We start from the raw sequence: 14,797 nt of genomic DNA, 5'->3' as shown, positions 1-14,797 counted from the left end.
GATGACAGCGCCACCTGCATCTGACACTATTTGCCTCATCCGACACTATTTGTCGGCATTACCGACGGCTTCCGGTTCATGAGCGGCCGCGGCAAACCGGGAGGAAAGCAAAACGATGTCGGTCGGAATCCGCCATGACGATTTGCGCCGGCGCAACCGGGCGATGGTGATCTCGGCCGTGCGCCGGGCCGGCCAGCCATCGCGTACGGAGATCGCCGCAACCACCGGCCTCAGCCATTCGACCATATCGGCGATCTCCTCCGACCTGATACGGGAAGGCATCCTCGCCGAGAGCAAGGCAAGCGAACCCGTTTCGTTGAAACGCGGTCGTCCGCAGGTCGGCCTCGCCCTCAATCCGGAAGCGGCGGCGGTGCTGACCGTGGTGTTGTCGCTGAATTTCCTGTCGGCCGCCATCATCGACTATGCGGGGCAGGTGGTCGCCGAGGAACAGCGCCGGCTGGACACGCTGACCATGCCGCGCGACGAACTGATCCGCGAATGCATGGCCATCGTCCGGCGCCGGCTGGACGATCCAGATCTTGACGTCCGCAGTGTCGCCCGCATCGCCCTGGCGATTCAGGGAATTACCGACTCCCCTGCACGCGCCATGCTGTGGTCGCCGATCACGCCCCAGACGGACATCGCCTTTGCCGACATGCTGGAAGATGAATTCGGCATCCCGGCCACGGTGGAGAACGACTGCAATATGATGGCGGTGGCTTTGCGCTGGCGCGATCCGGATCGCTATCGCGACGACTTCATCGCCATCCTGCTTTCGCACGGCATCGGCATGGGGCTGGTGTTGAAGGGCGAGCTGTTCACCGGCACGCATTCCTCGGGCGGCGAGTTTGGCCACATGATCCATCGTCCGGGCGGCGCGCTCTGCCGTTGCGGGCGGCGCGGCTGCATCGAGGCCTATGCCGGCAATTACGCCATCTGGCGCAACGCCACGCAGATGAGCGAAGACAGCCAACCGGTCGCCGACGTCAGCGACGCCGACATGCGCGCGCTGGCGGTTCGGGCGCGCGAGAAGGACGGGCCGGAACGCGAAGCCTACCGCAAGGCCGGCGAAGCGCTGGGTTTCGGTCTCGGCTCGCTGTTCGCGCTGATCGATCCGGCACCGGTCGCAATGGTCGGCGCCAGTGCCGCCGCCTTTGATCTGATCGAGCCGGCCTTGCGGAAGGCCATCGCCCAGACCGCCGGCGGCCAGCATACGGGCTCGATCTCCTTCGATACCGAGCCGAACGAATTGCCGCTGATCCGCGAAGGCTGTGCAATGCGGGCGTTAAGCTTCGTCGACCAGCAGATTTTCGCGCCGGGCGCGCAAATGAGGCCCGGCGTCAGAAAGAACGTAGCCTGACTGGGCGGGTCAATCTTCCCTGATCGCGTAGCCGGCACCGCGGATGGTGCGGATGACATCAGGCATGCGGCCGTTGTTGACGGCTTTGCGCAGCCGCCCGACATGCACGTCGACGGTGCGTTCGTCGATATAGATCGTCTCGCCCCAGACATTATCGAGTAACTGGCTGCGCGAGAAGACGCGGCCCGGATGCCGCATCATGAATTCGAGCAACCGGAATTCGGTCGGCCCGAGCCGGATCTCGGTCTTCTTGCGATACACCCTGTGCGATTCGCGATCGAGCACGATGTCGCCGACCTTCAGCACGCTGGACAGCACTTCCGGCTTGGCGCGGCGCAGCAGCGCCTTGACCCTGGCCATGAATTCCGGTGTCGAAAACGGTTTGACCAGATAGTCGTCGGCGCCGGTCGAAAGACCGCGTACCCGGTCGCTCTCCTCGCCGCGCGCGGTCAGCATGATGATCGGCAGCCGTTCGGTTTCGGGGCGCACCCGCAACCGGCGGCAGAGCTCGATGCCGGAAACCGCTGGTATCATCCAGTCGAGCACCAGAAGATCGGGCACATTCTCCTGCAAACGGATCTCGGCTTCGTCGCCGCGTGTCACCACCTCGACCTGGTAGCCTTCGGATTCGAGATTGTAGCGGAGCAGCACACCCAACGGCTCCTCGTCCTCCACCACCATTATGCGTGGTGCGATCATCGGCTGGGCACCCCCATCATGTCGCCGGTGCGGACATTGTCGTTTCGTCTTGCTTCGGACGATTGACCGGCAATTGCTCGCCGGTCAGCACATAATACGCATTTTCGGCGATGTTGGTGACATGGTCGCCGATCCGCTCCAGATTCTTGGCGCAGAACAGCAGATGCGTGCAAGCGGTGATGTTGCGCGGGTCTTCCATCATGTAGGTCAACAGTTCGCGGAACACCGACGTATATTTGACGTCGATGCGCTCGTCGGCGGCGCGTAGCTTGGCCAACGCGGCCGCATCGCCTGCAGCATACTCCTCGATGACGCCCTGCACCTGGATGAGCACCAGCTGCGCCATCGCATCGATGGAATGCGATAGGTCGCGCGGTGTGACGCTAAGGCCGACCGCACTCACACGCTTGGCGATATTCTTGGCAAGGTCGCCGATGCGTTCGAGATCGCCGGCCATGCGGATCGCCCCGACGACATGGCGCAGATCGTGGGCCATCGGCTGGCGCTTGGCGATCAGGGTGATGGCGCGGTCGTCCAGTTCGCGTTGACGCGCATCCATGATGGCATCGTCGGAAACGACGCGTTGCGCCAGCACGTTGTCAGAATTCAACAGGGCCTTGGTCGCCCCGCCGACCATCGAACCGGCGAGGTCGGCCATGTCGCGGATCAGCTTGCTGATCTGCTCGAGATCCTCGTCGAAAGAAGCGACTGTGTGTTCGCCCATGGTCCTGTCCTCATATGCGTGATCGGAACGGCTCAGCCGAAGCGGCCGGTGATGTAATCCTGCGTGCGCTTCTCGCGGGGCGACGTGAAGATCTTCTCGGTCCGGTCGAACTCTACCAGTTCACCCAGATACATGAAGGCGGTCTGGCGCGATACGCGCGCCGCCTGCTGCATGTTGTGGGTGACGATGACGATCGTGTAGTCGGCTTGCAATTCGTCGATCAGTTCCTCGATCTTGGCGGTCGACAGCGGGTCGAGTGCCGAAGCCGGCTCGTCGAGCAGAATGACTTCCGGCTTCACCGCCACGGTGCGGGCAATACAAAGCCGCTGCTGCTGGCCGCCTGACAGGCTCAAGCCGCTGGCGTTGAGCTTGTCCTTGACCTCGCCCCACAGCGCGGCCCGCTTCAACGCTTGTTCGACGCGGCCGTCCATTTCGGACTTGCCCAGATTCTCATAAAGCCTGACGCCGAAGGCGATGTTCTCGTAGATCGACATCGGGAACGGCGTCGGCTTCTGGAACACCATGCCGATCTTGGTCCTCAGGAGATTGAGGTCCTGCGAGCGGTCGAGAATGTTCTTGCCGTCGAGCAGCACCTGGCCCTCGGCTGTCTGCTTCGGGTAGAGTTCGTAGATGCGGTTGAACACACGCAGCAGCGTCGATTTCCCGCAGCCCGAAGGGCCGATGAAGGCAGTGACGCTGCGCTCGGGCAGCGACAAGGTGATGTCCTTCAACGCCTTGCTCTGGCCGTAGTAGAAGTTGAGGTTCTTGACCTCGATCTTCGTCTTCTCGGCGACCGTTTCGGTCATCGTCATGTCCGGGGACAACATCTGTGTCATCTGTCCTCTCTGCGTCCGGTAAGGCTGCGGGCGAGGATGCTCAAGCCCAGAACCGTCAGGGTGATTATGAGTGCGCCGGTCCACGCCAGTTGCTGCCATTCCTCATAAGGGCTGAGAGCGAACTGGAAGATGGTCACCGGCAGGCTGGCCATCGGCGCGTTGATATTGCTGCTCCAGAACTGGTTGTTGAGCGCGGTGAAGAGCAGCGGCGCCGTCTCGCCGGAAATGCGTGCTATCGCCAGCAATATGCCGGTGACGATGCCGGACAATGCGGCGCGGTAGGCGACCGAGCGGATCACCACCCAGCGCGGCGCGCCGATCGCGGCGCCGGCTTCACGCAACGCGTTCGGCACCAGGTTGAGCATGTCTTCAGTGGTGCGCACGACCACCGGAATGACCAGGATGGCAAGCGCAACGGCGCCGGCTATGGCCGAGAAATGTCCCATTGGCCGCACCATCAGTTCATAGACGAACAAGCCGATGATGATCGACGGCGCCGACAACAGGATGTCGTTGATGAAGCGCACGACGGTGGTGATGCGCGAGAAACGCCCATATTCGGCCATGTAGGTTCCCGCCAGCACGCCGATCGGCGTGCCGACGACAACGGCGATGATCGTCATCAGCAGGCTGCCCGCGATTGCATTGAGCAGGCCGCCGGCCTCGCCTGGCGGTGGCGTCATCTCGGTGAAGACCGCGAACGAAAGCCCGGCTGTGCCCTTATAGACCAGTGCACCGAGAATGAGCGCCAGCCAGGCAAGCCCGATGCCGGCGGCGACGACGCAAAGCGCCATCATCACCGAATTTCTGGCTTTGCGGCGGCTGTGGAGCGATGAGGATGTCGACATCGGTCAGACTCCCGTACGGGCGTCGATCCGCATCAGCATATAGCGGGCGGCGGCAAGGATCAGGAAAGTGATGACGAACAGGATCAGGCCGAGCGAAACCAGAGAGGAGGTGTAGAGATCGCCGTCGGCCTCGGTGAACTCATTGGCGATGGTCGCCGAGATCGTCGTGCCCGGCGCGAACAGAGAGGCGCTGATGCGGTGGGCGTTGCCAATGACGAAGGTCACCGCCATGGTTTCGCCGAGCGCGCGGCCGAGGCCAAGCATGACGCCGCCCATGATACCGATGCGGGTATAGGGAATGACCACGCGCCGGGTCACTTCCCAGGTCGTGCAACCGATGCCGTAGGCCGATTCCTTCAGCACCGCCGGCACCGTATCGAAGACGTCCTTGGTGATCGAGGTGATGAAGGGCAGCACCATGATGGCGAGGATCAGCGCCGAGGTCAGAAGGCCGATGCCGTAAGGAGGGCCGGCGAAAAGGCTGGATAGTCCCGGCACGCCGTGGAAGATGTTGATGATGAAGGGCTGTATCGTCGTCTGCAGGAACGGCGCGAACACGAACAGGCCCCAGATGCCGTAGATGATCGAGGGAATGCCGGCCAACAGCTCGACCGCTATGCCGATCGGGCGCCTGAGCGGGCGCGGGCAGAGTTCGGTGAGAAACACGGCAATGCCGATGCCGATCGGAACCGCGATCAGGATGGCGATGGCCGCCGTGACCAGCGTGCCGTAGATCGGCGCCAGCGCGCCAAATTTTTCCGTTACCGGATTCCAGCTTTCAGTCGTCAGGAAAGAGAACCCGAAGGACGACAGGGCCTGCCATGAGCCGGCAAACAGCGAGATTGCGACACCACCGAGGATGACCAGCACAAGAATTGCGGAAGCGCGGGTGAGTCCGCGGAATATGGCGTCTGTGAGCGCGAAGCGCCGCACCGTAGCTTCCCTGGCCCGGGCTGCAGATGATAGCATGGCATCGGAAGCGATGGTCATTGGGTCCTCGCGATTGAAGGCAACAGGGAGGGCGCCGTCGACGCCCTCCCTGGAGGAGATTACATAGCCGAGTAGAGCGGCTTGCCGTCGCTGCCGACGACTTCCTTGGCCCACATGGCCTTGACGCTCTCGACCACCTTGTCGGGCATCGGAACGTAGTCCAGCTCGCCGGCCATCTCGTCGCCCTTGTCGTATGCCCAGGCGAAGAATTTGAGCGCTTCGCCGGTGGTCGCCGCGTCGTCCGGCTTCTTGTACAGGAGGATCCACGTCGCCGCCGTCATTGGCCAGGACTCGGCGCCCGGCTCGTTGGCGAGGATGACGCCATAGCCCGGCTGCGAGCTCCAGTCGGCATTGGCCGCTGCCGCCGAGAATGCCGCCGCGGTGGGTTCGACCTTCTTGCCGTCCTTGTTGATCATATCGGTGTGGGTGAGCTTGTTCTGCTTGGCATAGGCGTATTCGACATAGCCGATCGCGCCGCCGGTCTGGGAGACGTTGTTGGCAACGCCCTCATTGCCCTTGGCGCCGATGCCCACGGGCCATTCCACGGCCTTGTCGACGCCGACCTTTTCTTTCCAGTCCGCGCTGACGTCGCCGAGGTAGTATGTGAAGTTGAACGTCGTGCCCGACCCATCGGAACGGTGAACGACCGCGATCGCCTGCGAAGGCAGCTTGACGTCGGGATTGAGCTTCTTGATCGCCTCGTCATCCCAGCTCGTGATCTTGCCGAGGAAGATGTCGGCCAGCGTCGGGCCGTCGAGAACCAACTCGCCCGGCTTGATGCCTTCGAGGTTGACGACGGGAACGATGCCGCCCATCACCATCGGGAACTGAGCCAATCCGGACGATTCAAGCTCTTCGCCTTTCAGCGGCGCATCAGAAGCGCCGAAGGTAACGGTCTTGGCTTTGATCTGCTTGATGCCGCCGCCGGAACCGATCGACTGATAGTTAAGCCCAATGCCGGTGTCTTTCTTGTAAGTGTCGGCCCACTTCGCATAGATCGGGTAGGGGAAGGTGGCGCCGGCGCCGGAGATGTCCGCGGCGAGCGCGGCGGACAGGGTGAGGGTAGTCGTCGCCGCAGCCATTGCAATCGCAACGGCCGCCGAGCGGATGAAATGTCTCATGTGGCCTGCTCCTGTTCGGAATATGGTCTCTCGGCGCCATTCCTCCGGCGCCCGCTGAGGCCAATAGCCCCCGATTATTACAGTCGCATGACAGTTTCATGTCGCTCCGGTAACGTCGTCCAGCCGGGTTAAGAAGGAACGGCCGCGGGCTTTGTCGGCATGGGCCGCGGTTTGCCGCTGGAATCAGCAGCTTGCGTGAATTCCGGCCGGCTTTGTCCGCTCGACGATAGCAGCCACTGACCTTGAGAAGAAAAAAGCCGGACGGGAGCGCGTTGCATGCAGCCAGAACGTGTCATGGCCGCGCCATCGCCGAAACAGGTCCGTTGGGGTAAATCTGACCCTGTTTCTTGCCGGCGGTCGCTGCTCCCGCCCGTAACTGGAGGAGCGGAACTTCGAATATCCCATTGTCGCGACTGAGCGCGCCATTGGGTATGGTGCGATCGCACCATGGCCTTACGCTGGAAGCGGTGACGAATCGCAAGGTTTTAATTCGCCTCGCGCTGGACCTCCATCCGCGCCCGACCCGGCGATCGATCTTTCGAGCGGGGCCTTCGACTGGAAGTGCGGCGATTTCTACTTCACCTTACCTACTCCCTCTGCACTATTCCGCCGGTTGTCGGTTGGGCCGAAGCAGCGTTATAAGCTTGCAGGGGTGTTGCTGATGTTTCGACGGATTCTGCCTGTCTTCCTGTGCCTGGCGCTGCTTCTGGGAACCGGCTGCGCGCGCAGCTATGACGGCACCGTGATCATTCCCAAGCCGCTCGATGTTCGCCGTTTCTGGGACCGGCCTTCTCCGCAGGCGCAAGCCGAACAGTCGCAGCTGGAGACCGATGTCTTTCCTGTGGCGCCTCAAACGCCGAAAAGGCCGGCGGTGCGCAGGAGCGCAGCTTCCGTTGCAGCGCCACGAAGGAAGGTCGTCGCCAACCCGCCCATGCTGTCATCGGAGCCGGCGAAGCCGCTCACCTGCAGGAATGTCAGCCTGCCCGGCAAACGGGCCCGCATGGTCTGCGAATAACCAACCGGCCGTCGGTCGATACGTGCGGCTGTAGGCCTTGAAGCGGCTATCCGGCCAGCCGTTCGCCGTCTCGGGACATCGCCCGCCCTGGTCAGTCCGCCGGGAAAAAGGCCGGCCCGACCACTCTCACCGGCCGCGCGCCGATCGCTCTTTCGACCGACTGATGCTGGGCAGCCCCTGGCACCTCGGCAACCGGCGTTTTTGCCCCTGCGAGAGCGGTACCGGCGGTTTCGATCCCGGATTCAGGAATTTCCGCGACGCTGCCAAAATCCGGCTTTGCCGTCGGCAACGGAATGATGGCGTTGCTCATGTTGGCCGGTGTCACGGTTCGTGCCCTGAGTTCGGCGACGCGCTGGTAATAGCGCTTGACGTCGCAGGCCTTGAAGTTCGCGTCGTCGCGGTACCTGAAGGCGGTCGCAAGCTCCACATAGGGCTTTTGCGTCTCGAGCGCGATCATCTCTTCGGTCTCGCGGGTGGCATCGCTCAGCGTATAGAGTTCGACGCCGGCATCGTCGCAGATATAGCGGCACTGATCGACCGTTTCCTTCAGATCGTCGTTCTTGGCGAACTGCGATTTTGGCGCGGGGAAGAAATATCCGTCCGACAAGCGAACGCAAAACAGCATCCGATTGCCACCCATTGTTGCGCCTGCGGACTGGGTTTTGGGTGCTGTGCGCTGCTGCGCCGGCGGCTGGTCTTGCTGCGCCTGCTGCTTCTTGGCAGCGGGGGCGGCGCAGCCCAGCGCGACGAACCTGGCCTTCAGGCCGGAGGTGTCCCTGCCCGAATTCGACAGTCTGGCGATCTGCCGTTGCACCTCCGCCTTGCTGCTTACGAGGTCGGCGCAGGGGTTGAAGAAGAACCCGGCCGTTTTCGCCGTGCATCGGCGCTGTCTCTCCAGCCTTTGAATCGCGGCGAGTTGCCGGCGTAGTTGGGCAAGCTCGGGGCTGGTCCCGGCGCCACGCCCCGCCGAAAGCAATTGGCTCCTGATCGCGCCGCAGCTATCCGCATAGGAGGAGGACGTGCCGAGCGCAACGGCTATTGCCGACACCAGCATCAGAATCGTGAGAAGCCAGAAGCGCGTCATTGGAGCGACCATTGTCCTTGTTGCGCCGAGAACAGGATTTCTTTGTCGACTATGGATAAGTACTGGCTAAATCAGTTTTACCTAATTGAAGTAGACCGCCCCGCCACCAGAGACTTTAGTTCTAGTGTATTATATCCACTGGCGTAAATTCAATATTACATTTTTATTTCAAGATTGAGACGAACCGGCAGCAACGCCGGCGAACTCGCGCCACGGCGAAGTTTGAAGCACCCGGCCGGTTCCGCACCGCGATCAATCCGGCGTTACCGGCCGGCCGTTGCTGAAACCTTAGCCCCAAGTTCGGCGTTGAGCGGCCAAAGGAGGAGACCGCAAATGTCGATTCATTTCACTGTCGCGGGCCTGACCAGGAATCTGTTCCATTCACTTGGGCTGGACCATGAACGCACACCGAGGCCGCTCGACCACGAGCAGAGGCTTTTGCTGGAGTGCTATCTCGCCGGCCAGATTCCGGAATCGGCCTGGAGCGACTATGTCTTCGAAATGCCGGAACTGGCGCGACATGTCGAGGCCAGACGAAGCCGCCACTAAAGCGCATCGCGGTCGACCGGGCCTCATGCGACGCGCTTAGGTTCTTGTTTTATGCATGTCGTTGTCGCAAAACCGCTGCACACTTTTGCTCGACATGCGCTAGATCCCGAAAAGTAGAATCCGGTTGTCGGAAAAGATCAAGGCGAAGCCTGCACCCGCGTTGCAGGCTGTTTTTGTTTGGGCGAGTTGAATTGCAGAGTGAACACCTTGCCCGGGATGCCTTCAGCCAGCGCCGGTGAAAGGCTCAACGGCAGGCAGTGGTCCACGGCCGCAATCGCCGCATCGACAAAAGCTTGCCGCGCCTTCTCGTCGCCGGCCACGCGGATGGCAGTCGGCTTGGGCCGGCCGATCAGCGTGCCATTGCGCCTGAAGCTGAAGCTCAGGGTGACGGTGGAGTTCCCGGCATTCGCTGGCGGGGTCCAGCACGCCTGGATGGCAGCCCCGACCTCGGGCATGGAGTTGAGCGTTGCTGCATTCGATTGACCGGCTGTGCCCGCCAGCATGGCGCCTGCAATCACCACCATTCCAGCAATGCTTTTCATGACAGGGCCTCTGTCCTTGAACCGCCCTCGAGGACGTGACTAACTTCGATGGTAGGGCCGACATCGGCGATGACAAGGTGCCAGCAACGCGCTTCATCAGCCATGCAGGCGTCGTGAAGCGCCGTCGGCCGCAACTTCGGCAGGGCTGCAACAAGCAAAAGGCCGGCGAGCAGCCGACCTTTGCTTTCCATCCGCGCCAGTACATCCGTGGTCGCGGGCTGGAGGTGGATACAGTAGAAAGGGTTTCGGTTAACGAAACCTTAAGCTCCCCACATCGTGCAAACAGGGGAGAGTAAAAAAGAATTACCCCAGATCGTTACCGGCTCCTGCAGAACGTACGGACGATCGCCGGCCTGCACGTGCCTCAGGCGTTGGCCTGCGACCGCACATAGGCGATATAGCCGCGCACATCGCCGGCCGGCTCGGCATAGGCCTTGCCGAGCTTCTTCTCGATCGCCGTCATATAGTCTTTTGCCCATTGGGGCAGCGCATAGTCGATGACGGCGAGGAACTCGAGCGTCGCCGCCAGACGGATGTCGGCGATCGACGGGTTCTTGCCGCCGATGAACGGCTTGCCGTTCCTGAAGAAGCTGTGAAACACCTCCAGCGGCTCGGCTATCGCTTCTATAGCGGCCTTTTGGGCTTCCGATTTCCTGTCGGGATGAGCGTCGCTGTGGCCGACCTCGCCGGCATATTGCGGGAAATTCAGTGCAGGATAGGTGGCGCGCGCCACATAGGGGTAGAGCGTCCCGATCAGGTAGAACATGGCGCTGTCGATCATTGCCCGCTTGGCCGGCGCCTTGGGATATAGTTTCTCCAGCCCGTGCTTGTTGGCGAGGTACTGCATGATGGCGCAGCTTTCCCACAAGACACCTCTCGGCAGGCCCTTGTCCTCGATCATCGGCGTCAAATGGGCCGGGTTTCGCGCCATGTATTCAGGCGAGCGCGTGTGGCCCCATACGTCGGTCTCGGAATGGTCGAGCCCGGCCGCGCGCGCAAACACCCGTACGCTCATATTGTTGACGCTCGGCTTCAGCATGCTGAGCATCAGCGCGGGTTTTTTCGCTGATTTCGCTACGGCCTTCCGCGCGGACTTCGCGGATGCCTTGGCTGCAGGTTTTGCGGCGGCTTTCGTTGCCGACTTGGCGGACGCTTTCGACGCCTTGGCTGCAGGCTTTGTCGCGGCCTTGGCAACTGGTTTCGGAGCGGCCTTGGCGGCCGGCTTCTTCGCACTCTTCGTTGTCGTCTTTGCCATTGTGTCCTCCCTTTGTTTGGCCTGTCGTCAGTATGGATCTTTCGGAGCGCGGTCTTCCGACAAGGTCGCGCGGGAGCGCTCGACAAGCGCCTGGATCGCGTCGGCGAGATGCACCTCGGCTATTGCGTAGTCGCCGCGCGCGACGCGGATCTTGTGCGCCTGCATCAACACGTCGGCATGGGTGAAGCCCGCCGGCGGCTCGAAACGGTAGGAGGCGAGCTCGATCAGCAGGCCGAGCGGATCCTCGAAGTAGATCGAGTCCATGAAGCCGCGATCCTTGACGCCGCTGTGCTTGATGGCGCGCTCGTCGAGCCGGCCGACCGCCTGCAAAAAGGTGACGCGCGACACCGCGAAAGCGATGTGATGGACGCAGCCCGTATCGGTTGGCGTGCGCCGCTTGACCGGCGTGCGGCTCTCGTCGGTGAAGACGGTGATCAGCCGGCCGTCGCCCGGATCGAAATAAAGATGGCTTTCGCTGGCTTTGTCGAGGTTGGGCTGCTCGAAGATGAAAGGCATGCCGAGCACGCCTTCCCAGAAATCGATGGAGCTCTGGCGATCGGCGCCGACCAGCGTGATGTGATGGACGCCTTGTGATTGCAGCTTCTGCATCTGACTCCTCCCGGCCACGCCGTCTTGCCGCCGAACGGAAGTTCGGATGCCCAGTCGCGCTTGGATCAGCGCCCGGCATGTGACCGCGCCCGGCCTCGCTCGCCTGCGCTCCGCATTCCGCATCCTGCAGGAGTGCGGCCGGAGCTTTGATGAACGGATGCTAATTCAATCCGAGGCGTTGCGCCAGAAGCGCTGAGTTTCAAGAACTCCACGCAGGCGCCAAGAGCGGCACCGGGATCGCGGACGCCTTCGCCGAGCTCGCCGAAACGATCCGTCGCCGGCAGCTGTAATGGTGCGGCAGCCCGCAGGTCGCTGGGTTTCCCGAGCGGCCGGTTTGGCGACGGCAGGTCAAAGGGGCCTCGTTGACGCATGCCGCGCCTGGTTCGGATTACGGGCATCCGCGGCCCTTAGATGAAAATCACATATTCTTCATCGGCACGTCGGGATCGACATGTCCCCCATCAGCAGTGATCTTCAGCCGTGAGAGGTAGTGCTCCCATCCCCTTCGGTGGCTGTCACGCTCCTTTGCGTTCGGCAGTCCGGTGTGCGTGAAGCGGATCAGTGTCCCCGCATCCCTCGCGATCAGGTCGATCTCGACATGGCTGGAGCCGGGCGGCACGGTCTCGTTGTCTTCCCAGCCAAAACTGTAGGCAAGACGGTGGACCGGGATCACCTCGGTGAACTCACCGCGGGCCATATGGCGACCACCGACATTGACGAGGAACAGACCGCCCGGCGATGCATCTAAATTCGCTTCGGTCCCGATCCATCGCACGATCTGGTCCGGATCCGTCAAAAGCGCGAACACGGTCGCTTGTGGCGCGGCGACCTCAATCTCTGTGTAAACCGATTCCGCCATCGCTCACTCCAGGTCACATCCGCATCGAATACCGTGCATGATTGAAGCGAATGTGGGGAGTTGCAAGAAGATGTTCGAGGCGTAAGCATAAGCCTGTGCCGAGTGACCTTCTGCCGATGCTTCTCGCAAACTCGCTTTCATTCCTTCTGGACGACGCCGCGCATATTGGCGACGGTGGGCGACTTCTATTGCAGCTCTCAACGCATTTGATGGAAGACGGCCTGCCGATCATCGCCGGCGCGCTGGCGCAGGATGCTCCCGACCCGATCATTTCACGCCGCATCTGGCTCTGGCGAGCGCCTGGGAATGAAGTGGTCGAGGCTTTGGGCATAGGCGCCGACCGCCAGAATGCCGATCCCCGGCTCGTGCTGCGGGAGTGGCTTGGCACGACGCGGGCGATGGTGTTCGACGAGCGAGCGGGCGGTGTCGCACCGACTTTGGTGTGGGCGTTCGATCATACTCCGGATGAGGCGCAGTCAGAGCTGCTGCGGCAAATCTCCCGGTTTGCTGCGGCTCCGATGACCGCACTCGCAGAACGGTCCGCGAAACGCGCATTGCTCGAAGCATATTTGGGAAAGCGCAGTGCAGCACATGTGCTCAACGGTCATTCTCGTCGAGTAAAGGGAGAGACGATACGGGCTGCGCTTCTGTGCGCGGACCTTCGAGGTTTCACCGATCTATCCGAGGTTCATGATGCAGACGAGATCGTATTGGTACTTGATGCCTGGTTCGATTGCGTCGCGGGCGCGGTGCACGCATTTGGTGGTGAGGTTCTCAAGTTTATAGGTGATGGCGTCCTCGCGATTTTCCCGATTGGCGAGCGCGATGCAAATGCCGCATGTGACGCTGCGGTACGCGCCGTGAAGGCCACGCGCGCCGGGATAGATCATCTCAACCAAACTCGGCGCCGCAATGGCGGCCCTGAGCTCGGATATGGCATTGGCCTGCATGTCGGCGAGATACTCTGGGGGAACATCGGCACTGCCGGCAGGTTGGACTTCACCGCGATCGGCAAGGCTGTAAATCTTGTCAGCCGCATCGAAGGGCTGTGCAAGCCGTTGGGACGGACGGTGCTCGCGTCGACAGTGTTCGAGGCAGAAACTACCGAGCCGATGATCGCCATGGGCAGTCATCCGCTCGGAGGAATAGCAGGCGCGCAAACACTTTTCGGCTTACCGGAATAGATCGAATGGTTGAGCGCGCCGTGGATGTGTCGTTCGCAGCATATCTTGGTATCGTGCGAAGCCATGACTGAGCGGCAATGAGCCAAACCCGCCGCGACCCAAGGCGATGGATCGGATTGATGGTTTGCGGAGAGCTTGGAGAGACTTGGTACGCCCAAGGGGAATCGAACCCCTGTTCCCGCCGTGAGAGGGCGGTGTCCTGACCGCTAGACGATGGGCGCGTTCAAGAACCGGCGATATAGGCTGACGGCTGGCAAAAAGCAACTAGGCTTAAGGCTGCCTGTCGCGCCGGTGAAATATCCGCTGCAAGCCTAGCGTTTTGGCTCGATCAGGTCCCAGAGATTGCCGTAGAGATCAGCGAAAACCGCCACAGTGCCATAGGTCTCGTGCCGGGGCGCCTCACGGAATTCGACGCCCTTTTCGAGCATCAGCGCATGGTCACGGGCAAAATCGTCGGTTTCGAGGAACAAAAAAACCCGCCCGCCGGCCTGGTTGCCGACGGCGTCCGTTTGCGCATCGCCGGATGCTTCGGCCAGAAGCAGCCGCGCCCCCTGCCCGTTGCCTGGCGTGATCGTGACCCAGCGTTTGCCGCCGCCGAGATCGACATCTTCGGTGAGGACAAAACCCAGCCGGTCGACATACCAGGCGATCGCCTCGTCATAATTTGCGACGACGAGCGCGACCGTGGCAATGCTGCGGTGTTCGGCAAAACCGGTCATTTGTTCCTGATCGAAAAACGGCCGACGATGCGTCGTTCGGTGATGTCATAGACGAAGATGGCGCGGCTGCCGTCTGCCAGCCCGGCGTCGATCGACAGGCGATTGCCGGAGAGCGATTGACTGACCACCCTGGCGCCGACCGGCAGCACGATGTCGCCATTGACCGGTTCGCCGATCGGCACCTGGATGTCGCTGCTCAGCGGAGGGCTGACAGGCGGTGCATTGCGCGCTTTGTAGACAAGCGCCGCGATCACCACCATAAGGGCGAGGAACAGCAGGCCGAGATTGATGGCGACGAAGCGGACGAGCTTCCTCCGCACCTTTTCGACCTCGGGGTCGAGCGGCTTTTCCTCGTCTTCGTCGGCAAGCGGCCGGGCCATGGCAGCAGATTCCGGAACTGTTT

At 61.9% G+C, this 14,797-nt stretch carries 17 protein-coding genes and 1 tRNA gene; 4 read left to right on the top strand and 14 right to left on the bottom strand.

What is annotated here, in order from left to right; translation table 11 throughout:
- Positions 1 to 115 precede the first annotated feature (115 nt).
- Positions 116 to 1,360, top strand: coding sequence for an ROK family protein (locus tag NKI22_RS02755; RefSeq protein WP_352817758.1), 1,245 nt, complete (start codon positions 116 to 118; stop codon positions 1,358 to 1,360).
- A 9-nt stretch (positions 1,361 to 1,369) separates the two neighbouring features.
- Here NKI22_RS02755 and phoB read toward each other — a convergent pair whose 3' ends face one another.
- From phoB to pstS, 6 genes are read right to left on the bottom strand one after another with little or no spacing between them, the layout of a single operon-like run.
- Positions 1,370 to 2,059 carry a phosphate regulon transcriptional regulator PhoB gene (gene phoB / locus NKI22_RS02750; protein ID WP_031194536.1) on the bottom strand — a complete coding sequence of 230 codons (690 nt, stop codon included), beginning with the start codon at positions 2,057 to 2,059 and terminating at the stop codon, positions 1,370 to 1,372.
- A gap of 16 nt (positions 2,060 to 2,075) precedes the next feature.
- The gene (gene phoU / locus NKI22_RS02745; RefSeq protein WP_023720927.1) at positions 2,076 to 2,783 is read right to left on the bottom strand and encodes a phosphate signaling complex protein PhoU; all 708 of its coding nucleotides are present in this window, start codon (positions 2,781 to 2,783) and stop codon (positions 2,076 to 2,078) included.
- A 32-nt stretch (positions 2,784 to 2,815) separates the two neighbouring features.
- Positions 2,816 to 3,619: a phosphate ABC transporter ATP-binding protein PstB gene (gene pstB, locus NKI22_RS02740; protein WP_023720928.1), complete on the bottom strand. Its 804-nt coding sequence runs from the start codon at positions 3,617 to 3,619 to the stop codon at positions 2,816 to 2,818.
- Positions 3,616 to 4,467 carry a phosphate ABC transporter permease PstA gene (gene pstA, locus NKI22_RS02735; RefSeq protein ID WP_023720929.1) on the bottom strand — a complete coding sequence of 284 codons (852 nt, stop codon included), beginning with the start codon at positions 4,465 to 4,467 and terminating at the stop codon, positions 3,616 to 3,618. The genes pstB and pstA overlap by 4 nt, the downstream gene beginning before the upstream one ends.
- A gap of 3 nt (positions 4,468 to 4,470) precedes the next feature.
- Positions 4,471 to 5,457, bottom strand: coding sequence for a phosphate ABC transporter permease subunit PstC (pstC, locus tag NKI22_RS02730; RefSeq protein ID WP_023720930.1), 987 nt, complete (start codon positions 5,455 to 5,457; stop codon positions 4,471 to 4,473).
- Positions 5,458 to 5,516: 59 nt separating this feature from the next.
- Entirely contained in the window at positions 5,517 to 6,578 is a 1,062-nt protein-coding gene (pstS, locus tag NKI22_RS02725) for a phosphate ABC transporter substrate-binding protein PstS (RefSeq protein WP_031194537.1), read from the bottom strand.
- Between the two features lie 661 nt (positions 6,579 to 7,239).
- Here pstS and NKI22_RS02720 point away from each other — a divergent pair.
- Positions 7,240 to 7,593: a hypothetical protein gene (locus NKI22_RS02720; protein WP_352494191.1), complete on the top strand. Its 354-nt coding sequence runs from the start codon at positions 7,240 to 7,242 to the stop codon at positions 7,591 to 7,593.
- 91 nt (positions 7,594 to 7,684) lie between these two features.
- On the opposite strand, the gene NKI22_RS02715 is transcribed toward NKI22_RS02720, so the two are convergent.
- The gene (locus NKI22_RS02715) at positions 7,685 to 8,677 is read right to left on the bottom strand and encodes a DUF2865 domain-containing protein (protein WP_352817760.1); all 993 of its coding nucleotides are present in this window, start codon (positions 8,675 to 8,677) and stop codon (positions 7,685 to 7,687) included.
- A gap of 333 nt (positions 8,678 to 9,010) precedes the next feature.
- On the opposite strand from NKI22_RS02715, the gene NKI22_RS02710 reads away from it, so the two are divergent.
- Positions 9,011 to 9,226 (top strand): hypothetical protein, encoded by a 216-nt coding sequence (locus NKI22_RS02710; RefSeq protein WP_023720934.1) that lies wholly within the window; start codon positions 9,011 to 9,013, stop codon positions 9,224 to 9,226.
- Positions 9,227 to 9,363: 137 nt separating this feature from the next.
- Here the strand turns inward: NKI22_RS02710 and tolA are convergent, their stop codons facing one another.
- From tolA to NKI22_RS02690, 4 genes are all read right to left on the bottom strand, one after another.
- Entirely contained in the window at positions 9,364 to 9,768 is a 405-nt protein-coding gene (gene tolA / locus NKI22_RS02705; protein WP_023720935.1) for a cell envelope integrity protein TolA, read from the bottom strand.
- Between the two features lie 364 nt (positions 9,769 to 10,132).
- Complete coding sequence (locus NKI22_RS02700) at positions 10,133 to 11,023, bottom strand: glutathione S-transferase family protein (RefSeq protein WP_352817762.1); 891 nt, start codon at positions 11,021 to 11,023, stop codon at positions 10,133 to 10,135.
- Between the two features lie 27 nt (positions 11,024 to 11,050).
- A complete protein-coding gene (locus NKI22_RS02695) occupies positions 11,051 to 11,632 on the bottom strand; it encodes a VOC family protein (protein ID WP_023720938.1) in 582 nt (193 codons plus the stop codon).
- A 418-nt stretch (positions 11,633 to 12,050) separates the two neighbouring features.
- Positions 12,051 to 12,491, bottom strand: coding sequence for an SRPBCC family protein (locus NKI22_RS02690; RefSeq protein ID WP_352958185.1), 441 nt, complete (start codon positions 12,489 to 12,491; stop codon positions 12,051 to 12,053).
- Between the two features lie 116 nt (positions 12,492 to 12,607).
- On the opposite strand from NKI22_RS02690, the gene NKI22_RS02685 reads away from it, so the two are divergent.
- The gene (locus tag NKI22_RS02685; protein ID WP_023720940.1) at positions 12,608 to 13,675 is read left to right on the top strand and encodes an adenylate/guanylate cyclase domain-containing protein; all 1,068 of its coding nucleotides are present in this window, start codon (positions 12,608 to 12,610) and stop codon (positions 13,673 to 13,675) included.
- Between the two features lie 146 nt (positions 13,676 to 13,821).
- Here the strand turns inward: NKI22_RS02685 and NKI22_RS02680 are convergent.
- From NKI22_RS02680 to NKI22_RS02670, 3 genes are all read right to left on the bottom strand, one after another.
- Positions 13,822 to 13,896: transfer RNA gene (locus NKI22_RS02680), tRNA-Glu, on the bottom strand.
- A 90-nt stretch (positions 13,897 to 13,986) separates the two neighbouring features.
- Positions 13,987 to 14,394: a VOC family protein gene (locus NKI22_RS02675; protein ID WP_023720951.1), complete on the bottom strand. Its 408-nt coding sequence runs from the start codon at positions 14,392 to 14,394 to the stop codon at positions 13,987 to 13,989.
- A complete protein-coding gene (locus NKI22_RS02670) occupies positions 14,391 to 14,774 on the bottom strand; it encodes a fimbrial protein (RefSeq protein WP_352817764.1) in 384 nt (127 codons plus the stop codon). Before NKI22_RS02670 ends, NKI22_RS02675 begins: the two co-directional genes overlap by 4 nt.
- Positions 14,775 to 14,797 lie beyond the last annotated feature (23 nt).

The organism is Mesorhizobium sp. M0778 (assembly GCF_040320105.1).
In the GTDB taxonomy this organism is placed as follows: domain Bacteria; phylum Pseudomonadota; class Alphaproteobacteria; order Rhizobiales; family Rhizobiaceae; genus Mesorhizobium.
Note: the sequence above shows the minus strand (reverse complement) of the source record. Positions and strands in the feature narration are given on the sequence as shown.

Bases quoted from the DNA above. Each gene is read 5' to 3' on its own strand.
- NKI22_RS02755 (WP_352817758.1), top strand. From the start codon at position 116: ATGTCGGTCGGAATCCGCCATGACGATTTGCGCCGGCGCAACCGGGCG.
- phoB (WP_031194536.1), bottom strand. From the start codon at position 2,059: ATGATCGCACCACGCATAATGGTGGTGGAGGACGAGGAGCCGTTGGGT.
- phoU (WP_023720927.1), bottom strand. From the start codon at position 2,783: ATGGGCGAACACACAGTCGCTTCTTTCGACGAGGATCTCGAGCAGATC.
- pstB (WP_023720928.1), bottom strand. From the start codon at position 3,619: ATGACACAGATGTTGTCCCCGGACATGACGATGACCGAAACGGTCGCC.
- pstA (WP_023720929.1), bottom strand. From the start codon at position 4,467: ATGTCGACATCCTCATCGCTCCACAGCCGCCGCAAAGCCAGAAATTCG.
- pstC (WP_023720930.1), bottom strand. From the start codon at position 5,457: ATGACCATCGCTTCCGATGCCATGCTATCATCTGCAGCCCGGGCCAGG.
- pstS (WP_031194537.1), bottom strand. From the start codon at position 6,578: ATGAGACATTTCATCCGCTCGGCGGCCGTTGCGATTGCAATGGCTGCG.
- NKI22_RS02720 (WP_352494191.1), top strand. From the start codon at position 7,240: ATGTTTCGACGGATTCTGCCTGTCTTCCTGTGCCTGGCGCTGCTTCTG.
- NKI22_RS02715 (WP_352817760.1), bottom strand. From the start codon at position 8,677: ATGACGCGCTTCTGGCTTCTCACGATTCTGATGCTGGTGTCGGCAATA.
- NKI22_RS02710 (WP_023720934.1), top strand. From the start codon at position 9,011: ATGTCGATTCATTTCACTGTCGCGGGCCTGACCAGGAATCTGTTCCAT.
- tolA (WP_023720935.1), bottom strand. From the start codon at position 9,768: ATGAAAAGCATTGCTGGAATGGTGGTGATTGCAGGCGCCATGCTGGCG.
- NKI22_RS02700 (WP_352817762.1), bottom strand. From the start codon at position 11,023: ATGGCAAAGACGACAACGAAGAGTGCGAAGAAGCCGGCCGCCAAGGCC.
- NKI22_RS02695 (WP_023720938.1), bottom strand. From the start codon at position 11,632: ATGCAGAAGCTGCAATCACAAGGCGTCCATCACATCACGCTGGTCGGC.
- NKI22_RS02690 (WP_352958185.1), bottom strand. From the start codon at position 12,491: ATGGCGGAATCGGTTTACACAGAGATTGAGGTCGCCGCGCCACAAGCG.
- NKI22_RS02685 (WP_023720940.1), top strand. From the start codon at position 12,608: ATGCTTCTCGCAAACTCGCTTTCATTCCTTCTGGACGACGCCGCGCAT.
- NKI22_RS02675 (WP_023720951.1), bottom strand. From the start codon at position 14,394: ATGACCGGTTTTGCCGAACACCGCAGCATTGCCACGGTCGCGCTCGTC.
- NKI22_RS02670 (WP_352817764.1), bottom strand. From the start codon at position 14,774: ATGGCCCGGCCGCTTGCCGACGAAGACGAGGAAAAGCCGCTCGACCCC.